This is a genomic window from Larkinella arboricola (assembly GCF_003259745.1).
Classification (GTDB): Bacteria; Bacteroidota; Bacteroidia; order Cytophagales; family Spirosomataceae; genus Larkinella; species Larkinella arboricola.
In genome coordinates this window covers 1578947-1597003 of record NZ_QLMC01000001.1, presented here as the reverse complement: position 1 = coordinate 1597003, position 18057 = coordinate 1578947, and the positions used below count along the sequence as shown (strand labels likewise).

At 51.9% G+C, this 18057-nt stretch carries 18 protein-coding genes; 11 read left to right on the top strand and 7 right to left on the bottom strand.

The window, feature by feature from the left end; translation table 11 throughout:
- Positions 1–7 precede the first annotated feature (7 nt).
- Positions 8–625, bottom strand: a complete 618-nt coding sequence (locus LX87_RS06315) for a glutathione peroxidase (RefSeq protein WP_111627280.1) — start codon at positions 623–625, stop codon at positions 8–10.
- Positions 626–641: 16 nt separating this feature from the next.
- The gene (gene argS / locus LX87_RS06310) at positions 642–2420 is read right to left on the bottom strand and encodes an arginine--tRNA ligase (protein WP_111627279.1); all 1779 of its coding nucleotides are present in this window, start codon (positions 2418–2420) and stop codon (positions 642–644) included.
- A gap of 227 nt (positions 2421–2647) precedes the next feature.
- Between argS and LX87_RS06305 the strand changes: the two genes are divergently transcribed.
- From LX87_RS06305 to LX87_RS06290, 4 genes are all read left to right on the top strand, one after another.
- The gene (locus tag LX87_RS06305) at positions 2648–3709 is read left to right on the top strand and encodes a hypothetical protein (RefSeq protein ID WP_111627278.1); all 1062 of its coding nucleotides are present in this window, start codon (positions 2648–2650) and stop codon (positions 3707–3709) included.
- Between the two features lie 64 nt (positions 3710–3773).
- Positions 3774–4289, top strand: coding sequence for an RNA polymerase sigma factor (locus LX87_RS06300; protein ID WP_111627277.1), 516 nt, complete (start codon positions 3774–3776; stop codon positions 4287–4289).
- Positions 4270–5481, top strand: a complete 1212-nt coding sequence (locus LX87_RS06295; protein WP_111627276.1) for a hypothetical protein — start codon at positions 4270–4272, stop codon at positions 5479–5481. The genes LX87_RS06300 and LX87_RS06295 overlap by 20 nt, the downstream gene beginning before the upstream one ends.
- 70 nt (positions 5482–5551) lie before the next feature.
- Positions 5552–7168 carry a hypothetical protein gene (locus tag LX87_RS06290; RefSeq protein ID WP_229310558.1) on the top strand — a complete coding sequence of 539 codons (1617 nt, stop codon included), beginning with the start codon at positions 5552–5554 and terminating at the stop codon, positions 7166–7168.
- Here LX87_RS06290 and LX87_RS06285 read toward each other — a convergent pair.
- Both LX87_RS06285 and LX87_RS06280 read right to left on the bottom strand, forming a co-directional pair.
- Entirely contained in the window at positions 7134–7361 is a 228-nt protein-coding gene (locus tag LX87_RS06285; protein ID WP_111627275.1) for a DUF2905 domain-containing protein, read from the bottom strand. The two genes, LX87_RS06290 and LX87_RS06285, sit on opposite strands and share 35 nt — an antisense overlap.
- Before the next feature lie 67 nt (positions 7362–7428).
- Positions 7429–8862 (bottom strand): glycoside hydrolase family 140 protein, encoded by a 1434-nt coding sequence (locus LX87_RS06280; RefSeq protein WP_229310557.1) that lies wholly within the window; start codon positions 8860–8862, stop codon positions 7429–7431.
- 138 nt (positions 8863–9000) lie between these two features.
- Here LX87_RS06280 and LX87_RS06275 point away from each other — a divergent pair, with 138 nt between their 5' ends.
- The 4 genes from LX87_RS06275 to LX87_RS06260 all read left to right on the top strand — a co-directional run bounded on the left by LX87_RS06275 (position 9001) and on the right by LX87_RS06260 (position 12315).
- A complete protein-coding gene (locus LX87_RS06275; protein ID WP_111627274.1) occupies positions 9001–9519 on the top strand; it encodes an L-threonylcarbamoyladenylate synthase in 519 nt (172 codons plus the stop codon).
- A 56-nt stretch (positions 9520–9575) separates the two neighbouring features.
- Positions 9576–11087: a CCA tRNA nucleotidyltransferase gene (locus tag LX87_RS06270; RefSeq protein ID WP_111627512.1), complete on the top strand. Its 1512-nt coding sequence runs from the start codon at positions 9576–9578 to the stop codon at positions 11085–11087.
- Positions 11088–11131: 44 nt separating this feature from the next.
- Complete coding sequence (locus LX87_RS06265) at positions 11132–11335, top strand: hypothetical protein (protein ID WP_111627273.1); 204 nt, start codon at positions 11132–11134, stop codon at positions 11333–11335.
- A 176-nt stretch (positions 11336–11511) separates the two neighbouring features.
- Positions 11512–12315, top strand: a complete 804-nt coding sequence (locus tag LX87_RS06260; protein ID WP_111627272.1) for a YciE/YciF ferroxidase family protein — start codon at positions 11512–11514, stop codon at positions 12313–12315.
- 60 nt (positions 12316–12375) lie between these two features.
- Here LX87_RS06260 and LX87_RS06255 read toward each other — a convergent pair whose 3' ends face one another.
- The gene (locus LX87_RS06255; protein ID WP_111627271.1) at positions 12376–13677 is read right to left on the bottom strand and encodes a DUF2851 family protein; all 1302 of its coding nucleotides are present in this window, start codon (positions 13675–13677) and stop codon (positions 12376–12378) included.
- Between the two features lie 127 nt (positions 13678–13804).
- On the bottom strand, positions 13805–14629 hold the full coding sequence (gene pyrF / locus LX87_RS06250; protein ID WP_111627270.1) for an orotidine-5'-phosphate decarboxylase: 825 nt from the start codon (positions 14627–14629) through the stop codon (positions 13805–13807).
- Positions 14630–14762: 133 nt separating this feature from the next.
- On the opposite strand from pyrF, the gene rfbC reads away from it, so the two are divergent.
- The 3 genes from rfbC (at position 14763) to LX87_RS06235 (ending at position 16928) form a co-directional block, all read left to right on the top strand.
- On the top strand, positions 14763–15308 hold the full coding sequence (gene rfbC, locus LX87_RS06245; protein WP_111627269.1) for a dTDP-4-dehydrorhamnose 3,5-epimerase: 546 nt from the start codon (positions 14763–14765) through the stop codon (positions 15306–15308).
- A gap of 191 nt (positions 15309–15499) precedes the next feature.
- The gene (locus tag LX87_RS06240) at positions 15500–16270 is read left to right on the top strand and encodes a tyrosine-protein phosphatase (protein ID WP_111627268.1); all 771 of its coding nucleotides are present in this window, start codon (positions 15500–15502) and stop codon (positions 16268–16270) included.
- Between the two features lie 256 nt (positions 16271–16526).
- Positions 16527–16928 carry a hypothetical protein gene (locus tag LX87_RS06235; RefSeq protein ID WP_111627267.1) on the top strand — a complete coding sequence of 134 codons (402 nt, stop codon included), beginning with the start codon at positions 16527–16529 and terminating at the stop codon, positions 16926–16928.
- Positions 16929–17010: 82 nt separating this feature from the next.
- Here the strand turns inward: LX87_RS06235 and LX87_RS06230 are convergent, their stop codons facing one another.
- Positions 17011–18027 (bottom strand): DUF6807 domain-containing protein, encoded by a 1017-nt coding sequence (locus tag LX87_RS06230; protein ID WP_111627266.1) that lies wholly within the window; start codon positions 18025–18027, stop codon positions 17011–17013.
- Positions 18028–18057: the final 30 nt, after the last annotated feature.

Genomic DNA, 18057 nt, shown 5'->3' with positions numbered 1-18057 from the left:
TTAACTCTTAAATGCCGACGGCTTTTTTGAACTCTTCGTCGGTCGGTAATACTTTGGAAGCGAAGAAGTGCGTCAGTTCGCCTTTCTCGTTGATGACGTATTTGCAGAAGTTCCAGGTCGGAACTTTGTCGTTCCAGCCGTTCGCCGACTTGTCAGACAGCCACTTGTAGAGCGGAGCCTGGCTTTCGCCAATCACGTCAACTTTCTCGAACATCGGGAAGGATACACCGTAGTTCTTTTTGCAAAATTCGGCAATCTCGGCGTTCGAGCCGGGGTCCTGGCTTTTAAAGTTGTTGGACGGGAAGCCCAGTACCACCACTTTGTCGCCGTGTTCTTTGTAAAACGCTTCCCAATCGGCAAACTGTTTGGTAAAACCGCACTTGGAAGCCGTGTTCAGGATGACGACTTTCTTACCCCGATACTGCTTGAGGGGCACGGTTTTTCCTTCGATGGAATTAACGGTAAAGTCGTACAGAGACTTGGCCGGAGCCGTTGCCGACGCCGGACGAACGGCCACTTCGCTTTTATCGCTCAGCAGAAAATTGATAACGGTTTTTACAGACATAAAGCTGGATAAGGTTACAGCCACAACACCAACGGTTACTACAAGGAGCAGCTTTTTCATATGAATCGGGAAAAGGTTACATTTTAGTTGGCACTTCGATTCCTAATAACTCCATTGATTTCCGGATAGTTTCCGCTACTGCTTTCGACAGCGCCACCCGGAATTTCAGCTTGTCGGCGTTGGGCTCCGACAGGATCGACAACTCCCCGTAAAACTGGTTATACGCCTTGGCCAATTCAAAGGCATACTGGGCCAGATACGAGGGTGCGTAATCGGTGCCTGCTTCCGTAATCCGCTGCGCAAACTGCGTCAGTAAATATACAAGTTGTTGCTCACTATCAGCCAATTCGACCGTAACTAATTCCGCTGCGGGCTGGACGCCCAATTGGTCGGCTTTCCGCAATACGGAGCAGATTCGGGCGTGTGTATACTGCACAAACGGACCGGTATGGCCCTGAAAATCGATTGACTCTTCGGGGTTGAACGTCATCCGTTTTTTCGGATCCACTTTCAGCAGGTAATATTTTAACGCCCCCATGGCCAGCATATGGTACAGGCGGGCCGCTTCTTCACTCTCGAAATCGTCGATCTTGCCCAAATCCCGGGTCCGGTTGCGGGCGGTTTCCACCATTTCGCCAATCAGATCGTCGGCATCCACCACGGTTCCTTCGCGTGATTTCATCTTGCCACTCGGCAAATCGACCATCCCGTACGACAGGTGGAACAACCCGTCGGCATACGAACGGCCCAACCGGCGCAGAATAGCAAACAACACCGCAAAATGATAATCCTGCTCGTTGCCCACTACCCAGATGCCTCGCCTGATCGGAAAGTCCTGAAACTTCAGGTCCGTCGTTCCCAGATCCTGCGTGATATACACCGACGTACCATCCGAGCGCAGCACCAGTTTGTGATCGAGTCCCTCGTCGGTCAGGTCAATCCATACGGAGCCGTCGGCTTTGCGGTAGAAAACGTTCTGCTGCAAACCGTCTTCGATCACGTCCTTGCCCAATACATACGTCTCCGATTCGTAATACGTTTTATCGAACCGGACGCCAATCTGGAAATACGTTTCGGCAAACCCTTCGTACACCCAGGCATTCATTTTTTTCCAGAGTTCGACGGTTTCGGGGTCGCCCTGCTCCCACTTCCGCAGCATTTCCTGCACTTTCAGCAGCAACGGCGCTTTTTTCTCGGCTTCTTCTTTGGGCAGTCCTTCCTCAATCAGTTCCTCAATCTGCTGCTTATAGGCCTTGTCGAACCAGACGTAATATTTTCCGATCAGGTGGTCGCCTTTCATGCCCGTCGATTCGGGTGTTTCGCCATTGCCAAACTCCTGATACGCCAGCATCGACTTACAGATGTGAATCCCCCGGTCGTTGACCAGACAGGCTTTAACCACATCGTAGCCATTCGCCACCAGAATCCGGCTGACCGAATCGCCCAGGAAATTGTTGCGCAGGTGGCCCAGGTGCAGCGGTTTGTTGGTATTCGGCGACGAAAACTCGACCATCACCGATTCATTTTTGGCGGGTAACTGTCCCAGCTTCGGATTGTCCAGAATGCCGTTTAACTCCTCCACCCAGACCGCATCGGCAATGCTCAGGTTCAAAAAGCCCTGAACTACGTTGTATTTGCTGATCAGCGTTGTATTTTCCTGGATGTATTGACCAATAGCCTGCCCGATTTCGACCGGCGGTTTTCGGGTGGTTTTGGTCAGCGGGAAGGTCACGAAGGTATACAGCCCTTCAAATTCTTTCTTAGTCGGTTGTAGTAAAACGTTGTCAACGGGCGTCTCATACAACGATTGAATCGCTTCCGAAATAGCCTGTTTGAGTTGTGCCTGAATATCCATTCAATAAAAGCAAGTGGTTGGTGGAATCAACCATGAAAGGTACGGCTGATTCACGCACAAAGCTACGGCAAAAATTACTTTTCGAATCGTGTTCCGGGCCGGTTTTAGCGGCTTCTTTTCCGGGTAACAAAAAAACTTCGGCATTTTGCCAGCGTTTATGCCCACTTTGTCGTCTAGAGGGCATTGCCCTGTTTACCAATCTCTATCTTTCCTTACTACCTTGTCCGATGAAAACGACCACCCGATTTCTGCTGCTTATCTTCGGCTCTGGAATCCTCACCGGTTGTGACCCCAGCCGCCCCAAAGAAGCCGCCCGCCAGTCAGCCTGTCGCATTCAGAAGATTATGGCAACGGCCCAATCGGATGTGTACAGCCAACAGGAGGAAACGAATTTCACGTACAACGCCGACGGCAATCTGACCCAGAAAGCGTTTAAGCGCACCCTGTCCTATCCGAACGGTATTGGCAACCAGCTCTACACGGTTATGGATACGTACACGTACGACGCCAACGGCTTCCTGACGACCTCTGCGTCCCAGACTTCCGAACAAACGACCCGCCCCAACAACACCATCCATTTGCAGCAACGCTCGTCAACCACCACCTATTCGTATACAGACGAACGGTTAACAGGTTACGAAGCCCGGGATCAGAACCCGTATGGAGTTGTCACCCGTTCTACGGTTGTATTGAATTATGATGTGAAAGGCGAATTATTGACCAAAACCGACACCCGAACCCCCGAAACCGTTCCTGCCGACGCTCCCGAGAAACCGTCTGGTCCGGTTCAGCGCATCTGGACGTACAAAAGTGGACAGGTAATTGACTACGTCGAAAAAAACGAAACCACCGAAAGCCGCCCTTTAACCTTGCAGAACGGTTTAGTGACGAAGATGGCCCTGCCCGGCGGTTATACCCAGCAAAACACGTACGATAACCAGCAACGGCTTATTAAAACCGAGGAATTTGTAAATAACCAGTTAACGGGTTATTATACACAGGAATGGAGTAATGCCAAACCGGCCATAAGCACCTTACCGGCTTTCAAAGGCCACCCGCCAATGCTGCCGGAATTTGGTGTAACCGGCGTCCTGAGCAAATACAGTCCGTATGCCATTAATTCACAAACCAATGCCATACAGCACATTTCGGAAAAAACCAGTACGCCAACCGTGAATGCGCAGGGTCTGGTGGAAAGTACCACCGGGGAAATCCGGCTGCTGCATCCCAATGCGCTTCCGCAGCGAACGGCTTTGACTGAAACATACACCTATTCAAACTGCCAGTAATAGCCTGACACCACGCACATTACCAGAGCTGATTGAAAGCTGTCGACGGGGAAGCGAGACGGCTATGAAAGCGTTCTACGAACGGTTTTATAGCTATGCCCTATCGGTATGCCTAGCGTATGCCGACAGCCGCGAAGATGCCTGCGAAATGCTGAACGACGGTTTTCTGAAAGCCTTCCGCAGCCTGAACCAACTCAAAAATCCGGAAGCCGTTCTGCCGTGGCTACGGCGGATTATGGTTAACACGGCCATTGATTACTACCGTAAACGGCCCCAAAAAGCCGTCGAAATTTCTGCTGAAACCGTTGGTAATCAATTGGCAGAACCGCATCTGAACGACGAAGCCATCCTGGCCCAGCTTTCGGCCGAGCATATTCTGGCGGCTTTGCACCGGCTTCCGCTTCCTTACCGGCTTGTTTTCAGCCTGTACGTGCTGGAAGGCTATTCTCACCGCGAAATTGCCGACTGGCTACACCTGGCCGAAAGCACGTCGCGGGCGCATCTGACCGAAGCCAACCGCCTGCTCCGGCTGGCGCTGAACGCTCAAACCACCGACCGCCATGAGCGAACCAAACGATAAAATGCTGCACGACTGGGTCCGCCAGACGCTGGACGCTCACCGGCCCGACTACGACCCGGCGGGCTGGGAACAACTGCGGCCAAGGCTGTGCCGACGGCGGTTCCGGCCCTGGCCGATCCTGGCGCTGATTGTCTTTCTGGTCGGCAGTTTGCTGATGTGGTTAGGCCGGAATACCGTACCGAATCACCCTGTTGGGATCAGCCCATCGCTTCGTCTGCCGAAAAACAACGTTTCCCTTCCCAGCCAAACGGAGGGTTTTCCCGGCTCTATCCATCAAAACACGGTTAGCACTTCGCTTCCCAAAAAAACGGAAGTGCCGTCCCGAAACACCGAACTATACAATGATGAGCTTCGCCCCCCCATGTCGTTTCGTGAAAAGTACATGGAAAGCCGGTCGGTTTTGCCGCCTGCCGACTGGTGGAAAAAAACGGCTGTTTTGCCGATTCGCGTTGCTCCGGTACCAGAAATACGGATTCAGCAGCAGATGCTGAGCGGCTTGTTTGGAACGGATTCGACTACGTATCGGGTGCTGACCCGTAACAGTCAGACCTGGCCAAATGCCGTGGTGGTTTGTGATTTTACCACCAGCATGACGCCCTACAGCACGCAACTTTATGCCTGGTTGAAGAAAAACGCCCAAAATTCGGCTATCAAAGGCACGGTTTTATTTACCGATTGCGACAGCCTGGGCCGGGAAACCCGGGCGGGCGGACCAGCCGGGCAACTATTTGCTACGACCGAGCGTGACCCGGCCCGGGCCTTACCTACCTTTCTGGCAGCCTACCGCAATACCCTCCATAATGCCAACGAGGCCGAAAACGATATAGAAGCGCTGCTTTTTGCACAAAACCGCTTTCCGAACGCCGATCATTTAATTCTGATTGCCGACATTGATAACCCCGTAAAAGATATGGCGTTGCTCAATCAGATCACTAAACCGGTACACGTTGTACTCTGCGGTCGTGACTGGGATTCAACCCAGGCTTTTCATCCGGATTTTTACACCATTGCCCGCCGGACCAAAGGCTCGCTGCATACACTGGAAGACGATATTGATCCGGCGCAACTACACTCCCGCACCTGGTTACAGGTAGGAAACCATTACTATCGTTATCACCGTGGCAAAGACCGGTTTGTGTTGACGCGCTTCCGGCACCGGCCCAAACGTTTGGCAGGCTTGTTTTGGTGGTAAGTTAATGCGTTTCGCTTTGCAGAAACTGAGCGGATTGCTTAACTTTAATCAGTATTTAATTATAATGCTGATGATCAGACGTCTCGCGATTGGATTGTGGTGCTGGATGGTAGTAGCTGTTGTTCCCGCGCTGGCCCAGTTTGAGCCTTCCGTCCGGCTAGAATTACCCATTAGCCAGAACTCGGAGGATGTGTTCGACGTAACGCCCCTGGGCGACCGGGGGGTGCTGGTCAACGTTCGGCAGGGCGATTATTACTCGTCGGCCCCCACCAAATTCTTGTTCAAACGCTACGACACAAATCTCAAGCAACTCTGGACGGCTGAATATAAAATTGAGTCCTATTACGAACCCGTCCGCTCCTGCCGTACCGAACATTATCTGTACTGGCTCATGAAGGAAGACGAGAACGAGAAAATATCGGTTCTCCGCCTGAATCTGGAAGACGGCTCAATGGAGTCGTTCAAGGGCGATCTGGTTACGCCGATGGAGATTTTTCACTTTAAAGTGCTCGACAACATCGCTTACCTCGGCGGCTATTACCGTTCGCGTCCGGTCGTGGTGTCGTTTTCATTTTTCGACCTGACTTCCAAGGTTTTACCGGGCCTTTATACCAATCACATTCAGCTCAACAACATTGAAGTAGACGAGTACCGGCGGCTGGTGCACGTCATGACCGACGCTACCCACCAGCGCAATTGCGAATTTACGGTCCGGACCTATTCCTACGAAGGCAAACTACTGCGGACAGTGAATCTGGACGGCAATGAACACAGCCTGATTTCGGGGAAACTGCTGCCCCTTAACGACGAAGAATCGCTGCTCGTCGGGAATTATTCCAACGACTGTACCCCCTATTCGCAGGGTGTTTACATTTCGCGCATCCGCAACGCCGTTGCCCCGCTGGACGTGGACAAGGAAGGAAACAATATGGTGGTTACCACCACGGAGGAAACCCGTTACATTGACTTTTCGGAACTCCAGAATTTTTTCAATTACATGAAACCCAAGCGGCAGCAGAAAATGCTGGAACGGCTGGCTCGGCGGAAAGACCAGGGCAAGGATACCAAGTTCCGGTACCGGCTGCTGGTGCATGACCTGATCCCGACGGAAGAGGGCCTGATGCTGGTGGCAGAAGTCTATTACCCGCAATACCGGGGCAGTTCGTATCCGTTCATTGGCAGCACCCGCTCGTTCGACCGGTATCAGGAAGGTTACCGGTATACCCATGCTTTCATGTGTGGTTTTGACAAAAAAGGGCGGCTATTGTGGGACAATTCGCTTCCCATTCCGGATTTGACCAGCTACGATCTGCATCCGATGGTGCAGGTACTGCGTACGGGAAATGCCACGGTGCTGGCTTACCCACACGAGGGCGAAATCAACTCGGAAGTAATCGAGGGCGGAAAAGTGGTGCGGGAACGGGAGAAATACTCGCTGAAAAAACTGGCTGAAAACGAAAAAGTAGTGTATTCCGAAAACGATCAGCTGGAAGCCTGGTACGACGGTCATTTCCTGGCCTGTGGTTTTCAGAAAATCTCAACCGATCGCTCGCTGGCTCCCCCCCGCGAGGTATTTTACATCAACAAAGTTACCTGCAACCTTTCAGAACCGAACCACAATCCGTCAAGCCGCTCCGAAGCACCGGACAAGACTACCCAAAAAACTTCCGGATCAAAACAACGATAAGGTTCAGCAAAATGCTGACGACAATGCACGTAACAATTGGAAAGTAAAACCCGCCGTTTTTGCCTTCAATACGAATGTCGCCCGGCAGCCGGCCCAGCCAGTTCAGCTTATCGCCAAAAAAGTAAACGACAACACCGGCCAGGACAACGATTATCCCAATCCCGATCAAATATTTTCCAACGCCCGGATTCATAACCTAATAACGGTATTCTTCTTTCTTTTGTAACGCAACGGCAGTTCAAACCGTGCGGCAAAGCGTCCTATTTCTTTAATCCGAAACCCGCAAAGGGTGCTCTGGCGTCGTCCAGCACCAGCACCCAGTCTGTGGTTGGACCCGCAAAAGGCGGTTTAAACTCCTGCGGAGCGGTATTCGGAAATTCGCCAATTTTCAGGCTTTTCCCATCACGCGGGTTATACCAGTAGGCCAGAACTTTGGGTGCGGCACTCAGCCGGAGCAGGTCAATTTTCAACGGGCTGCCGTTGGGCGTGTAAGCAATCAGAAAATTATCATCTTCCGAAATAGCCGCTACCTGATGATTACCGTCGTCGGGGTTGGTGTTCTGAATCAGCCGGTCGTCAGGCATCAGGCGCGTCCACGGGTGTGACTCGAATAACCGGCGCATAATTCCCATCTGAAACGCCCCGGCATGATCGAGCGCCCGCTTCCAGTATGTACGGGCCGACGAAACCGGCGGGTTCCGGTCGATATCAAAAAACTGCCAGATGTTATGATTGCCGTACGTATGCCCGCAACCGCCCGACAGCATGGCCCACCAGGCCGCCTGCCGTACGTCAAAATCGTCAAAATAGCCCTGTTCCGGTTTATGCGCCACCGGATGATCTTCATAACGTGGCTCGCCATCCAGCGTCGGTTTTGGGGGAAACATGGCGTAATTCTGCCGTTGCAGCACGTAATTTTTCTTGTTCCTGGCGCTATGGCCCGACTGAAACATATTGATGTTAAGCCATTTGTCGCTGTGAAAAAATCCCGCCGAATTGCTGTCGCCCTGCGGGTGGTAGGTCATCAGTTTAGTACCGCCGTCGCCTTTTTTGAGTCCTTCGGCCATCGCCCGGATCAGGGCCAGTCGCTGTTCACCCTCCGGATTGCGATCTCCGCCCAGAATCCAGATGACCGGTTTACCACGGTACCGCTTCCCAATGAATTCGCCGTACGTGCGGGCGTTGGCCGTATTGAAAATCTCCGGTCCTTTCCCCCATTTTTTGTTGAATTTATCGCCCCAGGTCGGCAGCATACCGACCACCAGACCCAGTTCAGCCGCCCGGTTAACCACCCAGTCGACGTGCTGAAAATAGGCTTCGTTTGGTTTTGTGGGGTCGTTATTGACGAGCGGTAATTGTCCATACTGATTAGGCTGCGTCAAACCGTCCAGTTCGGCCAGCACCACGGCCTGAATGACCGTAAACCCTTTGGCCGCCCGGTTTTTCAGGTAAAGATCCGCTTCTTCCTTCGTCAGCCGATGAAACAATTCCCAGGCCGTATCGCCCAGCCAGAAAAACGGTTTGCCATCGCCCCGCATGATGTAGCGTTTATCAGGAATGACATACAATTTGGAAAGCGCCACGGTTTCTTTGGATACCGGAGCGGTTTTCTGAGCCTGTAGGCCCGAAATGACCCCTAAAAAGAGAATACTAAAAATAAGCGCACGCTTCGGCCTGCTTCGAAAAAAGGACATAATCGGATTTCTAACTAAATTCATTGGTCGCAAGTGGGAAACCGCAAAAACAGACATTTGAATGAAATCTAAGACGGTTTGCTTATAATTCAAACAGCTTTCCAAAAACTTGCCGTACTTTTGCGGCTTGTTACGACTATGACACCAACACCACGCGATATCGTTGCCGAACTCCGGCAGGGCCGACTCATCCAGTTAAACGATGAAACCGGGGTTTCGCTGGCCTGCGATCCCGGCCACGCAGAAGCCGTTCAGCATTTGCTGGATGTCCGGAAAGATCTGGTTCCGGCTCCGCTGCCCACCATCCTGATCACCGATAGCGGCCAATTAAATCTTTATGTCCGGCCCGTGCCGGAAGTGGCCTGGGATTTGATTGACTTTGCCGAAAAGCCGTTGACGGTTCTATTATCTAACGGTGTTAACCTCCCTGAAGCCTTCCGGGCGCAGGTGCCGGTGCGAAAAACCCTGAGCGAACCGGTGCGGAAACTCATCGGGGCGTTTGGACGTGGGCTGCTCGCGCTGCCATTTGAAGGTATTGAATGGCCGGTCGGTCTGTCCCAGCCAACTGTCTCGTGGGGCGACTTACCCGCCCAGGTTCAGTTACCCCGCATTATGGAATTAGGTCCAAAGGGAGAAGTAGCCTTTTTAAGAAAATAATGAACCGCACCGCAACCGCCGACGTCTGGTCGCCCGATTCATTATTCGTTTGTTCTATGAACTTTGCTGAGACCTTACATACCAATCCCATTTTTGAAGTAATCGCCCGGCAGGCGGCTGCGCTTGATGTTCGCGCGTACGTCATTGGCGGTTTTGTTCGGGATCTGATTTTGAAGCGTCCGTCGAAAGACATTGATATTGTTTGCATCGGCAGTGGCATCGAACTGGCCGAAGCCGTGGGCCGTGAACTGAAAGTGCCGGTAACGGTTTTTAAAAATTTCGGTACGGCCATGCTGCGCTCCGGCTTTTCGGAGTCCGACGGAGAAGCATCGACCGATTCGCCCGACAGTTGGGAAGTGGAGTTTGTGGGTGCCCGAAAAGAATCGTACCGCTCCGAATCCCGGAAACCGATTGTGGAAGACGGCACGCTGGAAGACGATCAGAACCGCCGGGATTTTACAATCAACGCAATGGGAATCAGCCTGAACCAGGGCGATTTCGGCCAGATTCTGGACCCGTTTGGCGGTCTGGACGATCTGCGCCGGAAAACCATCCGGACCCCGCTCGACCCGACGGTTACGTTCTCCGATGATCCGCTCCGGATGATGCGCGCCATCCGGTTTGCTGCGCAACTGGGCTTTGACATTGAACCCGATACGTTTGATGCCATTGCCGGAATGAAAGACCGGATTACGATTGTTTCGCGGGAACGGATTACCGATGAACTGAACAAAATCATTCTGTCGGCCAAACCGTCTTACGGCTTCAAACTGCTGTTTCACGCCGGTTTGCTGGACCTGATTTTTCCGGAACTGGTAGCCCTGAAAGGCGTTGAAACGATTGAAGGAAAAGGCCACAAAGATAATTTTTACCACACGCTGCAAGTGCTCGACAACGTGGCCGACCGTTCCGACGATCTCTGGCTGCGGTGGGCGGCTTTGCTCCACGACATTGCCAAACCCGCCACCAAACGGTTTGATCCGAAAGTGGGCTGGACGTTTCACGGCCACGAAGACCTGGGGGCTAAACTGGTTCCGGGTATTTTCCGGCAAATGAAGCTGCCGCTGAACGAGAAAATGCGGTTTGTTAAAAAACTCGTCCGGTTGCACCTGCGCCCCATTGCCCTCGTCAAGGAGCAGATTACCGACTCGGCCCTCCGCCGACTGCTCATTGAAGCCGGCGACGATCTGGAAGCCCTGATGAACCTGTGCCGAGCCGATATCACGTCGAAAAATTACGACCGCGTCCGCAAGCACATCGCCAACTTCGATAAGGTCGAACGCAAACTCCGGGAGCTTGACGAACGGGACAAACTGCGTAATTTCCAGCCGGTTATAACGGGAGAACTGATCATGGAAACCTTTGGGCTGAAACCGTCCAAAGAAGTAGGGCAAATCAAAACCGCCGTGCGCGAGGCCATTCTGGAAGGAACCGTTACAAACACGCTCGAAGCCGCCCTTCCGTTTATGATCGAAGAAGGAAAAAAAATCGGTCTGGAGCCGGTGAAAATACCGACCCCTGCCAACGAATCATCCATTCCCAGCGAACAACCGTCACCGGAAAAATAAGGAATAGACCGCTATAAAATCACTACTACGACTTGTGAAGTACAATGGATAAGAACAACTTCCGACGCTTTTTCGGCGCAACGCTGACCATTCTTGGCATTATTGTCATTTTATTTGCCTGTATTGCCTTTCTATCCGATGCCAAACCGCTGTTGGGCATGAGCATCACAAAATGGGAATCGCTGGCTCCGTTTATTGTTGGTCTGGTCTTTTTAGGCTCCGGCGTCAGTCTGATCAACAATTCCTAGCGTCTGCGCTGGCCGTGAGGAGTTTCTACGAGGAGGCCAATCCCCGAAACGAGGTAATTTATCTACAGGTAGGATTATTTAAAGCCTTAATAGTCAATAATTTATAAACTGGTACAGCATTTGGGCGAAGGGGAGTGCAATGAAACTCAATGTTTAACCCTTTAAATCATATCTGTATGGCTTCGTTCACGGATCAGTTAGCGAATTTTTTTGGCATGAATGATACGGACACCTCACTGCGTGAATTGTTCATCAGCGAATTGAAAGGCATTTACTACGGCGAAAAACAAATTGCCGATGCACTGCCAACGATGGCAGAGGCCGCTACGACCGATGTGGTACGGGACGCTTTTCATCAACACCTGGCCGAAACCCGGAATCAAATCCAGCGACTGGAACAAATTTTTCAGCACATAGGCGTTGAAGCCGACGAAAAAACCTGCAATGCCGTCGACGGTCTGGTCGATGATGGCGATGTGGTAATTGCGGCTACCGACTCAGGTTCACTCACCCGCGACGCGGGCCTGATCATCGCTGGTCAGAAAGTGGAACACCACGAGATTGCCGCTTACGGCTCGCTCCATTCACTAGCCCGGCTCCTGGGTTACCATGAGGCTGCCCAACTGATTGAGCAAAGTCTGGAAGAGGAGAAAATGACCGATAAAAAGCTGACCGAAATTGCCGAGTCGTTCATCAACGAACGGGCAAAATTGGAGTCAGATAACGACGACGATACCGATCGGAATGGGATTCGTTCACAAATGCGGGATACGGTTCGCGAAGGCGACTATGGGCAGACGACCGGTCCGTTTGAAACGGGCAGCAGTCGCTCCGGAGTAACCGGCACAGGTACGGAAGAAACGGCAGGAACCGCAAACCGTAACTGGAATTCCGGCGATGATGTCTGGACCAGTCCCAGCAGTAACAACCCCTATCGTGGCACCACCGACCCAACGGCCGGAGGACCCAGTGGACTTTAAGCGTTAGTAAGTAATACGTAATGGCGGGGCCGTTCGAATTTCGAACGGCCCCGTTTTGTTTTAGCTACCCATCGTTTTCGGGCACCCTTTGAGCAAACTCACCCCAATCTGACACGAAAGACATTGTTTGGTCTGGCAGTAGTTTTTGTATAATTCGATGGAAGCCTGCGAATCAAAAGCGGTCTGGATCGGAATACCCAGCTCCTGCCAGACTCGGGTGACCCGGTTGTTTTCGGCGGGCAGTTGTTCCAGCAGCGCCACGGCCCGTTCCCGGTAGTCGGGTTGATCTTTGTGGTGTGAATAAGCCACCAGCAACGGTAGCACCACGTTGATCAGCAAATTTTCGGCGGAGGCTTGCCCCAGCGTTGCCAGAACGGTATCCGACGATTTTCCGAAACGGTAATGCGTTTGCCAGTAAACGGAGGGAGTCACCTGCAAATGCCGCAGCAAGGCCGCACTTTCGTCGGTTTCGATCAGCAGCGAAAACAGGCTGTTTTTATAAGTCAATAGTTTGGCGAACTGCGCCAGCCGAAGCGTCGGGAAATTAGCCGGACGCAGCCGCGCCCACTTCCACGAATGGGCCGGTACCTGTTTTGCCGTCAATTGATATTTAACCGCCAGAAAACCGTATTCCCGCAGCAAAGTCGCCTGATACGCATCCGGTTCGGCGTCGTTTAGGAGTCCGGCGGTCCCGAACAGCAGAGCTTCAATCTGAAGCAGGTTATCACGGTGCTTGTGTAAAATTTTAAGCGGAACCTGACGGCTTACTTGCTCGAACGGTTCGGCATTGACCTGAAAACCGAAAGCCGCAGCCAGCAATCGGTAGGTTGTTTCTTCCCAATCCTGCCCCGCCATCCGAAACAAATCCATAACCCCGGCGGCTTTCCGTTCCAGCCGTTGCAACAATACCTTATCAAACATCGCCGTCCGGCGCAGCGACTCCACATCTCCGATTCGGCCCGCACACGGTATGGTTCCCGCTTCCGCCAGCAGGGTCTGGTACCGGTATAACAGACTCCGCTCCACGCGTTCGCTCAGACACAAGGTCGGGATGACCGAGCCATCCGACCGTTTTAAGACCACGGCTTCCTGATCCCAGACAATGTGCAGAATGACGTTATCATACGCTCGGTCTTGGTGATGACGGTGCAAAAGCCAATAGCCCGCCCGGATGTGTGCTTCCACCGTTCCGACCCATTCCACATTGCCGACCAGCAGCCGGGCCTGCGTAAAATCTGGTCCTGAATCCGGATTCCGGTATCCCGGATGAATCACCCGGAGTGTTTCGCCTTCTACCGTCCGCAAATCGGTAGTCCGGAAATATTGAAACTGCCAGAGAAAGTAAAGAAAATCCTCAGCCATGTAGGAGTTATGAGTTATGAATGAAGAGGTATGAGTTGACAGGGCAACTGGCTTCGTAACCTTTGAAGTAGAAAAGCTCCAAAAGTCACACTGTTCACCCAAACTCATCATTCTTAACTCTTCACTCTTACTTCTTTAACTCCAGCTGCGTTTTCATTTCCTGCTGCAACGTCCGCGCTTCGTCGGCGGCTTTCTGGGCGAAATCGGTGCCGCTGGATGCGTAGAGGATGCTGCGCGATGCGTTGACCAGCAAACCGCATTGGCTGTTCATACCGTAACGCGATACATCGGCCAGACTACCGCCCTGCGCCCCAACGCCCGGAACCAGCAGAAAATGAGCGGGAATGAGCGTCCGGATGTGCGCCAGTTCATCGGCCCGGGTTGCTCCTACTACGTACATCATCCGCTCAGCACCCGCCCAGGTTTGCGACCTTTTAATCACTTTTTCGTATAGCTTTTCCCCATCAACGGGCAACTGCTGGAAGTCGGCACTGCCAGCATTGGAAGTAAGTGCCAGCAGAATGACCCACTTGTTTTCAAATTCCAGAAAGGGCTCCACAGAATCGCGGCCCATGTAAGGCGCTACTGTTACGGCATCGAAATCCAGCCCCGACGAAGCCGGATCAAAGAACGTGCGGGCATACAGACTGGACGTGTTGCCAATATCGCCCCGTTTGGCGTCGGCAATCGTAAAACAGTCTTTTGGAATGTATTCCAGCGTCCGTTGCAGGCTTTCCCAGCCGCGCGGTCCCTGGGCTTCGTAGAATGCAATATTGGGTTTATAGGCGACAGCATACTCCGCCGTGGCTTCAATAATCTGTCGGTTAAAAGCGGCAACCGGGTCCGGCTCACGCTGAAGATGGGCCGGAATGCGCCGGATATCGGTATCCAGACCGACACATAAATAGGACTTTTTACTTACAATAGCCTGATACAACTCCTGAGCCGTCATAGGTCGATCGGATGCGAAAAATACTAGGTTTCTATAAAAAGGTGCGGCTCAAAATTACTGGAAGTAGATAGAGTTTCCTAAATTTGTCGGCTGATACCGGACAAACCGGTGCTTCAGGCTCAATAGGTATTTCATGCAGGTTATCAAAACATCAATCGAAGGGTTGATTGAATTACGCCCTCAGACATTCAAGGACTCTCGCGGCAGCTTTCTGGAAACGTATAACCAACCCGTTTTTACTGCATTGGGATTACCGGACCGTTTCGTGCAGGACAATCAGTCGTTCTCGGTAAAAGGTGTCCTGCGGGGATTGCATTTTCAGAAGGAGCCGTTTGCTCAGGGTAAACTGGTGCGGGTTATTATCGGAAAAGTGATGGACATTGCCGTCGACCTGCGCGAAGGGTCGCCCACGTTTGGCAAGTACGAATCCTTTATTCTGGATGGCGAAACCAGCAATATGGCCTACATTCCGGAAGGGTTTGCCCACGGTTTTGTGGCGCTGGAAGACAGCATTTTTAGCTACAAATGCACCAACGTGTATAATAAAGCTGCGGAATCGGGCCTGATCTGGAACGACCCCGATCTGAATATTGACTGGGGCATCGAAAATCCAATTGTTTCCGACAAAGATCAGGAACTTGCCAGCTTCCGTGAACTGTATCCGCAGTTTGTTTCCTGACGCTACCCCAACAGGCGTTTTTTCTGAGTTTACGGGAGTCTTCGATATTGGAGATTCCCAATAATCACATTCGGGCCACTCTCGACCGCTCTGGCATGATTCATGTCATCTACTCCCCGACAGTCGAGGTCGTCGGCTAACCGAAACCGTGTACCTCCTCGGCTTTCTGAACTTGATTAGTTATTCAGAAAATGCCTTTTAATTTTTTCCTCCGCGCCTTTGCAAAACCGAACAAACCGGCTTCGGCAACTCTGATTCCCGAACTTTACGTTGATGTTCACGCCCAGTTGCTGCCCGGCAGGCAGGACGGAACCGATTCGGTTGAACACAGTATGAGTCTGCTTCGTGAACTATCGGCCCTGGGTTACCGGAAAGTAGTGGCCACGCTTCACATCATGAACGGCTTCTATCATAATACGATTGAGAGCATCTCGGCGTCTTCCGCATTGCTTACACACGAATTGCAGAAATCAAAGATTGACATCGAAGTCGAAGTGGCCGCCGAATACTTCGTGGATATCAACCTGCTGAAAATTCTGTACACCAATGCCGACTTATTGACGTTTGGCAAAAACAACGCGCGCTACCTGCTTCTGGATACCAGTCTGGTTAAGCGCCCGTATGAACTGGACAAAGTTATTACCGCCCTTCAACAGCGAAATATCATTCCGGTTATGGCGCATCCCGAGCAGTACATATACCTGCAAAAGGACCCCGAAGCGGTTCAGGGCCTCCACGAACAGGGTGTAAAATTCCAGATGAATCTGCTTTCGCTAACGGGCCAGCCCTCCCGCGAATCCCGTCATCTGGCGGAATGGATGATTGACCACCGGCTGGTTTCTTTCGTCGGAACGGATATTTGCCACGAGACCCAATTACCGGCCATCAAGGAAGCCCGAAAGCTGCCCCATTTTCATAAGCTCCTGGAAAGTGGTCTGTTGGTCAACAATTCCTTGGTTTAACCAGAATCCGGTGTGGTTTCCTGCGCTATTATCGGTAGGTTCAGCCGTTACCTTCCTATGACTTTTCAGACCGCCATCAAATTTTTAGCCGGTTAGAAGCCGTTTGGCTACTTTCATAAAGGAAAGAAATGAAAAACTACCTTTTACTAAAATATCCAACTAAAATTTTCTCTCCCAGAGCAAACACTGGCATATTATTTGGATAATTAGTTATTTTAAGATAGCCGTACTAAAAACTTGTAGATAACCTAGTATCATGAAAAAGGTCTCCTACGACTCGATCAAAGCTGATCAAGCCTGGCTTACTGTAGCCCAGCACCTGCAACGTCGGAATCAACTTATCGCTGAAGGAATTTACTTTTTGGAGAAGCACCCCGCCGACCATTCGCTGGTGGGCCGGTTAGTGGTCATTCAGTATCACCTGCGGAGTACCATCCGGCAGTTAGTTAACGACACATCGGCGATGGGGCCAGTCACGCAACTCCGACAGCAGGTTAAACAACAGTGGATGATGGTCCATCAGGTGACCTTTCTGCTTCGTCAGATCGACGACGAACTGGCTAAAATAGGCGTTAAAAGCCCGGTTTTTCGTTCGTGGATGCACCTCAAACAAACCCAGTTTTCGTATAAGGCTCCGGTTAGTGTCCAACTGAATTAACGGACAGACGCAAAAAAGGGGGTTGACGGGCATAAAAAAGCCATCTGATGAATCAGATGGCTTTTTTATGCCCGTCAGCAGTTTAATTGATTTTCTGGCTGAGTGACTCATCCGAAACCGTGCCCGATGTAATCAACACCGTATACCGGAATGTTACTGACTTACCGGCGGGCAGCGTGTAATTCATCGGTTTGTCTTTTCCTTCGCTCATGATACTGGGGGCCAGCGGGTTGGCGGCATACAAACCGTACCCCCGCGAGTGCCAGTAGGTGGGATAACCTACATTTTTGGGATTGTCGAGAATCGCAACCGAGACGTTTTCCCCGTTGATAACGCCCGTCAGGTTCATCCATTTGGCGCGGGTTCCCCACACTTTCTCCCCTTCAATGCCTTCGCTGCTTTTGTATTTTCCGGTAACGCCGGAATTGTCCATCTGCGCAACTTTGGTAGCTACCCCGCTGGCGTCCGTAAAGACTTCCGGCTTGTTGGAGGGATGTTCGAGCTGGCGGGCCAGCCGGATCGCTACCATTCCTTCTTTGTTGTCCTTAAACGTCACATCTTTGTCCAGTGCTTTCAGCGTTGTGATGCGCTCAATACGACGCTCCTTCGCCGTTCCGCTGAATACGAACGTGGTGCTTTCCTGCAACATGGGTTTACCGTCTTTATCGAGCCAGTCGGCCGTCACCGCCAGTTCCCCCTTTTCTCCTCCGCTCTTTAGGGATTTGATGCCCGTGTGTACAATCGTCCCAAACGGTCCGCCGTGTCCTTTAACGTCGTTGGAATTGTTCCAGAAATCATGACCGTTTACGTCGCCGTAGTTGAGCCACATTCCCACATGGTGCGGGTGATCGACGCGCTCGCCCGGGCGGGGGTCCATCGGCCAGCCGCGCGTGATAAAGTTTCCACCCGCCGTCCGGATCGGATAGAGCACCGGCTTTTTCAGCACATCCGGTCCCGGGTAGATGTAAGCCGTAAACGGCTTGCCATCAACCGTTACATCCACGCGTTTCTGCGCTTCATTGTTTATCAGTTGAACGCGTTGCTTCTGCGCCATCACGCTGGTGGTCATCAGGAGAAAGTACAGCGTCAGTTTTTTCATTTTCAGGATGGGTAATTATGAGAACGCGGA

Coding starts and splice junctions, on each gene's coding strand:
- LX87_RS06240 (WP_111627268.1), top strand. CDS start 15,500: ATGCCTTTTAATTTTTTCCTCCGCGCCTTTGCAAAACCGAACAAACCG.
- LX87_RS06315 (WP_111627280.1), bottom strand. CDS start 625: ATGAAAAAGCTGCTCCTTGTAGTAACCGTTGGTGTTGTGGCTGTAACC.
- pyrF (WP_111627270.1), bottom strand. CDS start 14,629: ATGACGGCTCAGGAGTTGTATCAGGCTATTGTAAGTAAAAAGTCCTAT.
- LX87_RS06255 (WP_111627271.1), bottom strand. CDS start 13,677: ATGGCTGAGGATTTTCTTTACTTTCTCTGGCAGTTTCAATATTTCCGG.
- LX87_RS06300 (WP_111627277.1), top strand. CDS start 3,774: ATGAAAGCGTTCTACGAACGGTTTTATAGCTATGCCCTATCGGTATGC.
- LX87_RS06280 (WP_229310557.1), bottom strand. CDS start 8,862: ATGTCCTTTTTTCGAAGCAGGCCGAAGCGTGCGCTTATTTTTAGTATT.
- LX87_RS06305 (WP_111627278.1), top strand. CDS start 2,648: ATGAAAACGACCACCCGATTTCTGCTGCTTATCTTCGGCTCTGGAATC.
- LX87_RS06235 (WP_111627267.1), top strand. CDS start 16,527: ATGAAAAAGGTCTCCTACGACTCGATCAAAGCTGATCAAGCCTGGCTT.
- LX87_RS06275 (WP_111627274.1), top strand. CDS start 9,001: ATGACACCAACACCACGCGATATCGTTGCCGAACTCCGGCAGGGCCGA.
- argS (WP_111627279.1), bottom strand. CDS start 2,420: ATGGATATTCAGGCACAACTCAAACAGGCTATTTCGGAAGCGATTCAA.
- LX87_RS06290 (WP_229310558.1), top strand. CDS start 5,552: ATGATCAGACGTCTCGCGATTGGATTGTGGTGCTGGATGGTAGTAGCT.
- LX87_RS06285 (WP_111627275.1), bottom strand. CDS start 7,361: ATGAATCCGGGCGTTGGAAAATATTTGATCGGGATTGGGATAATCGTT.
- LX87_RS06260 (WP_111627272.1), top strand. CDS start 11,512: ATGGCTTCGTTCACGGATCAGTTAGCGAATTTTTTTGGCATGAATGAT.
- LX87_RS06230 (WP_111627266.1), bottom strand. CDS start 18,027: ATGAAAAAACTGACGCTGTACTTTCTCCTGATGACCACCAGCGTGATG.
- LX87_RS06270 (WP_111627512.1), top strand. CDS start 9,576: ATGAACTTTGCTGAGACCTTACATACCAATCCCATTTTTGAAGTAATC.
- LX87_RS06265 (WP_111627273.1), top strand. CDS start 11,132: ATGGATAAGAACAACTTCCGACGCTTTTTCGGCGCAACGCTGACCATT.
- LX87_RS06295 (WP_111627276.1), top strand. CDS start 4,270: ATGAGCGAACCAAACGATAAAATGCTGCACGACTGGGTCCGCCAGACG.
- rfbC (WP_111627269.1), top strand. CDS start 14,763: ATGCAGGTTATCAAAACATCAATCGAAGGGTTGATTGAATTACGCCCT.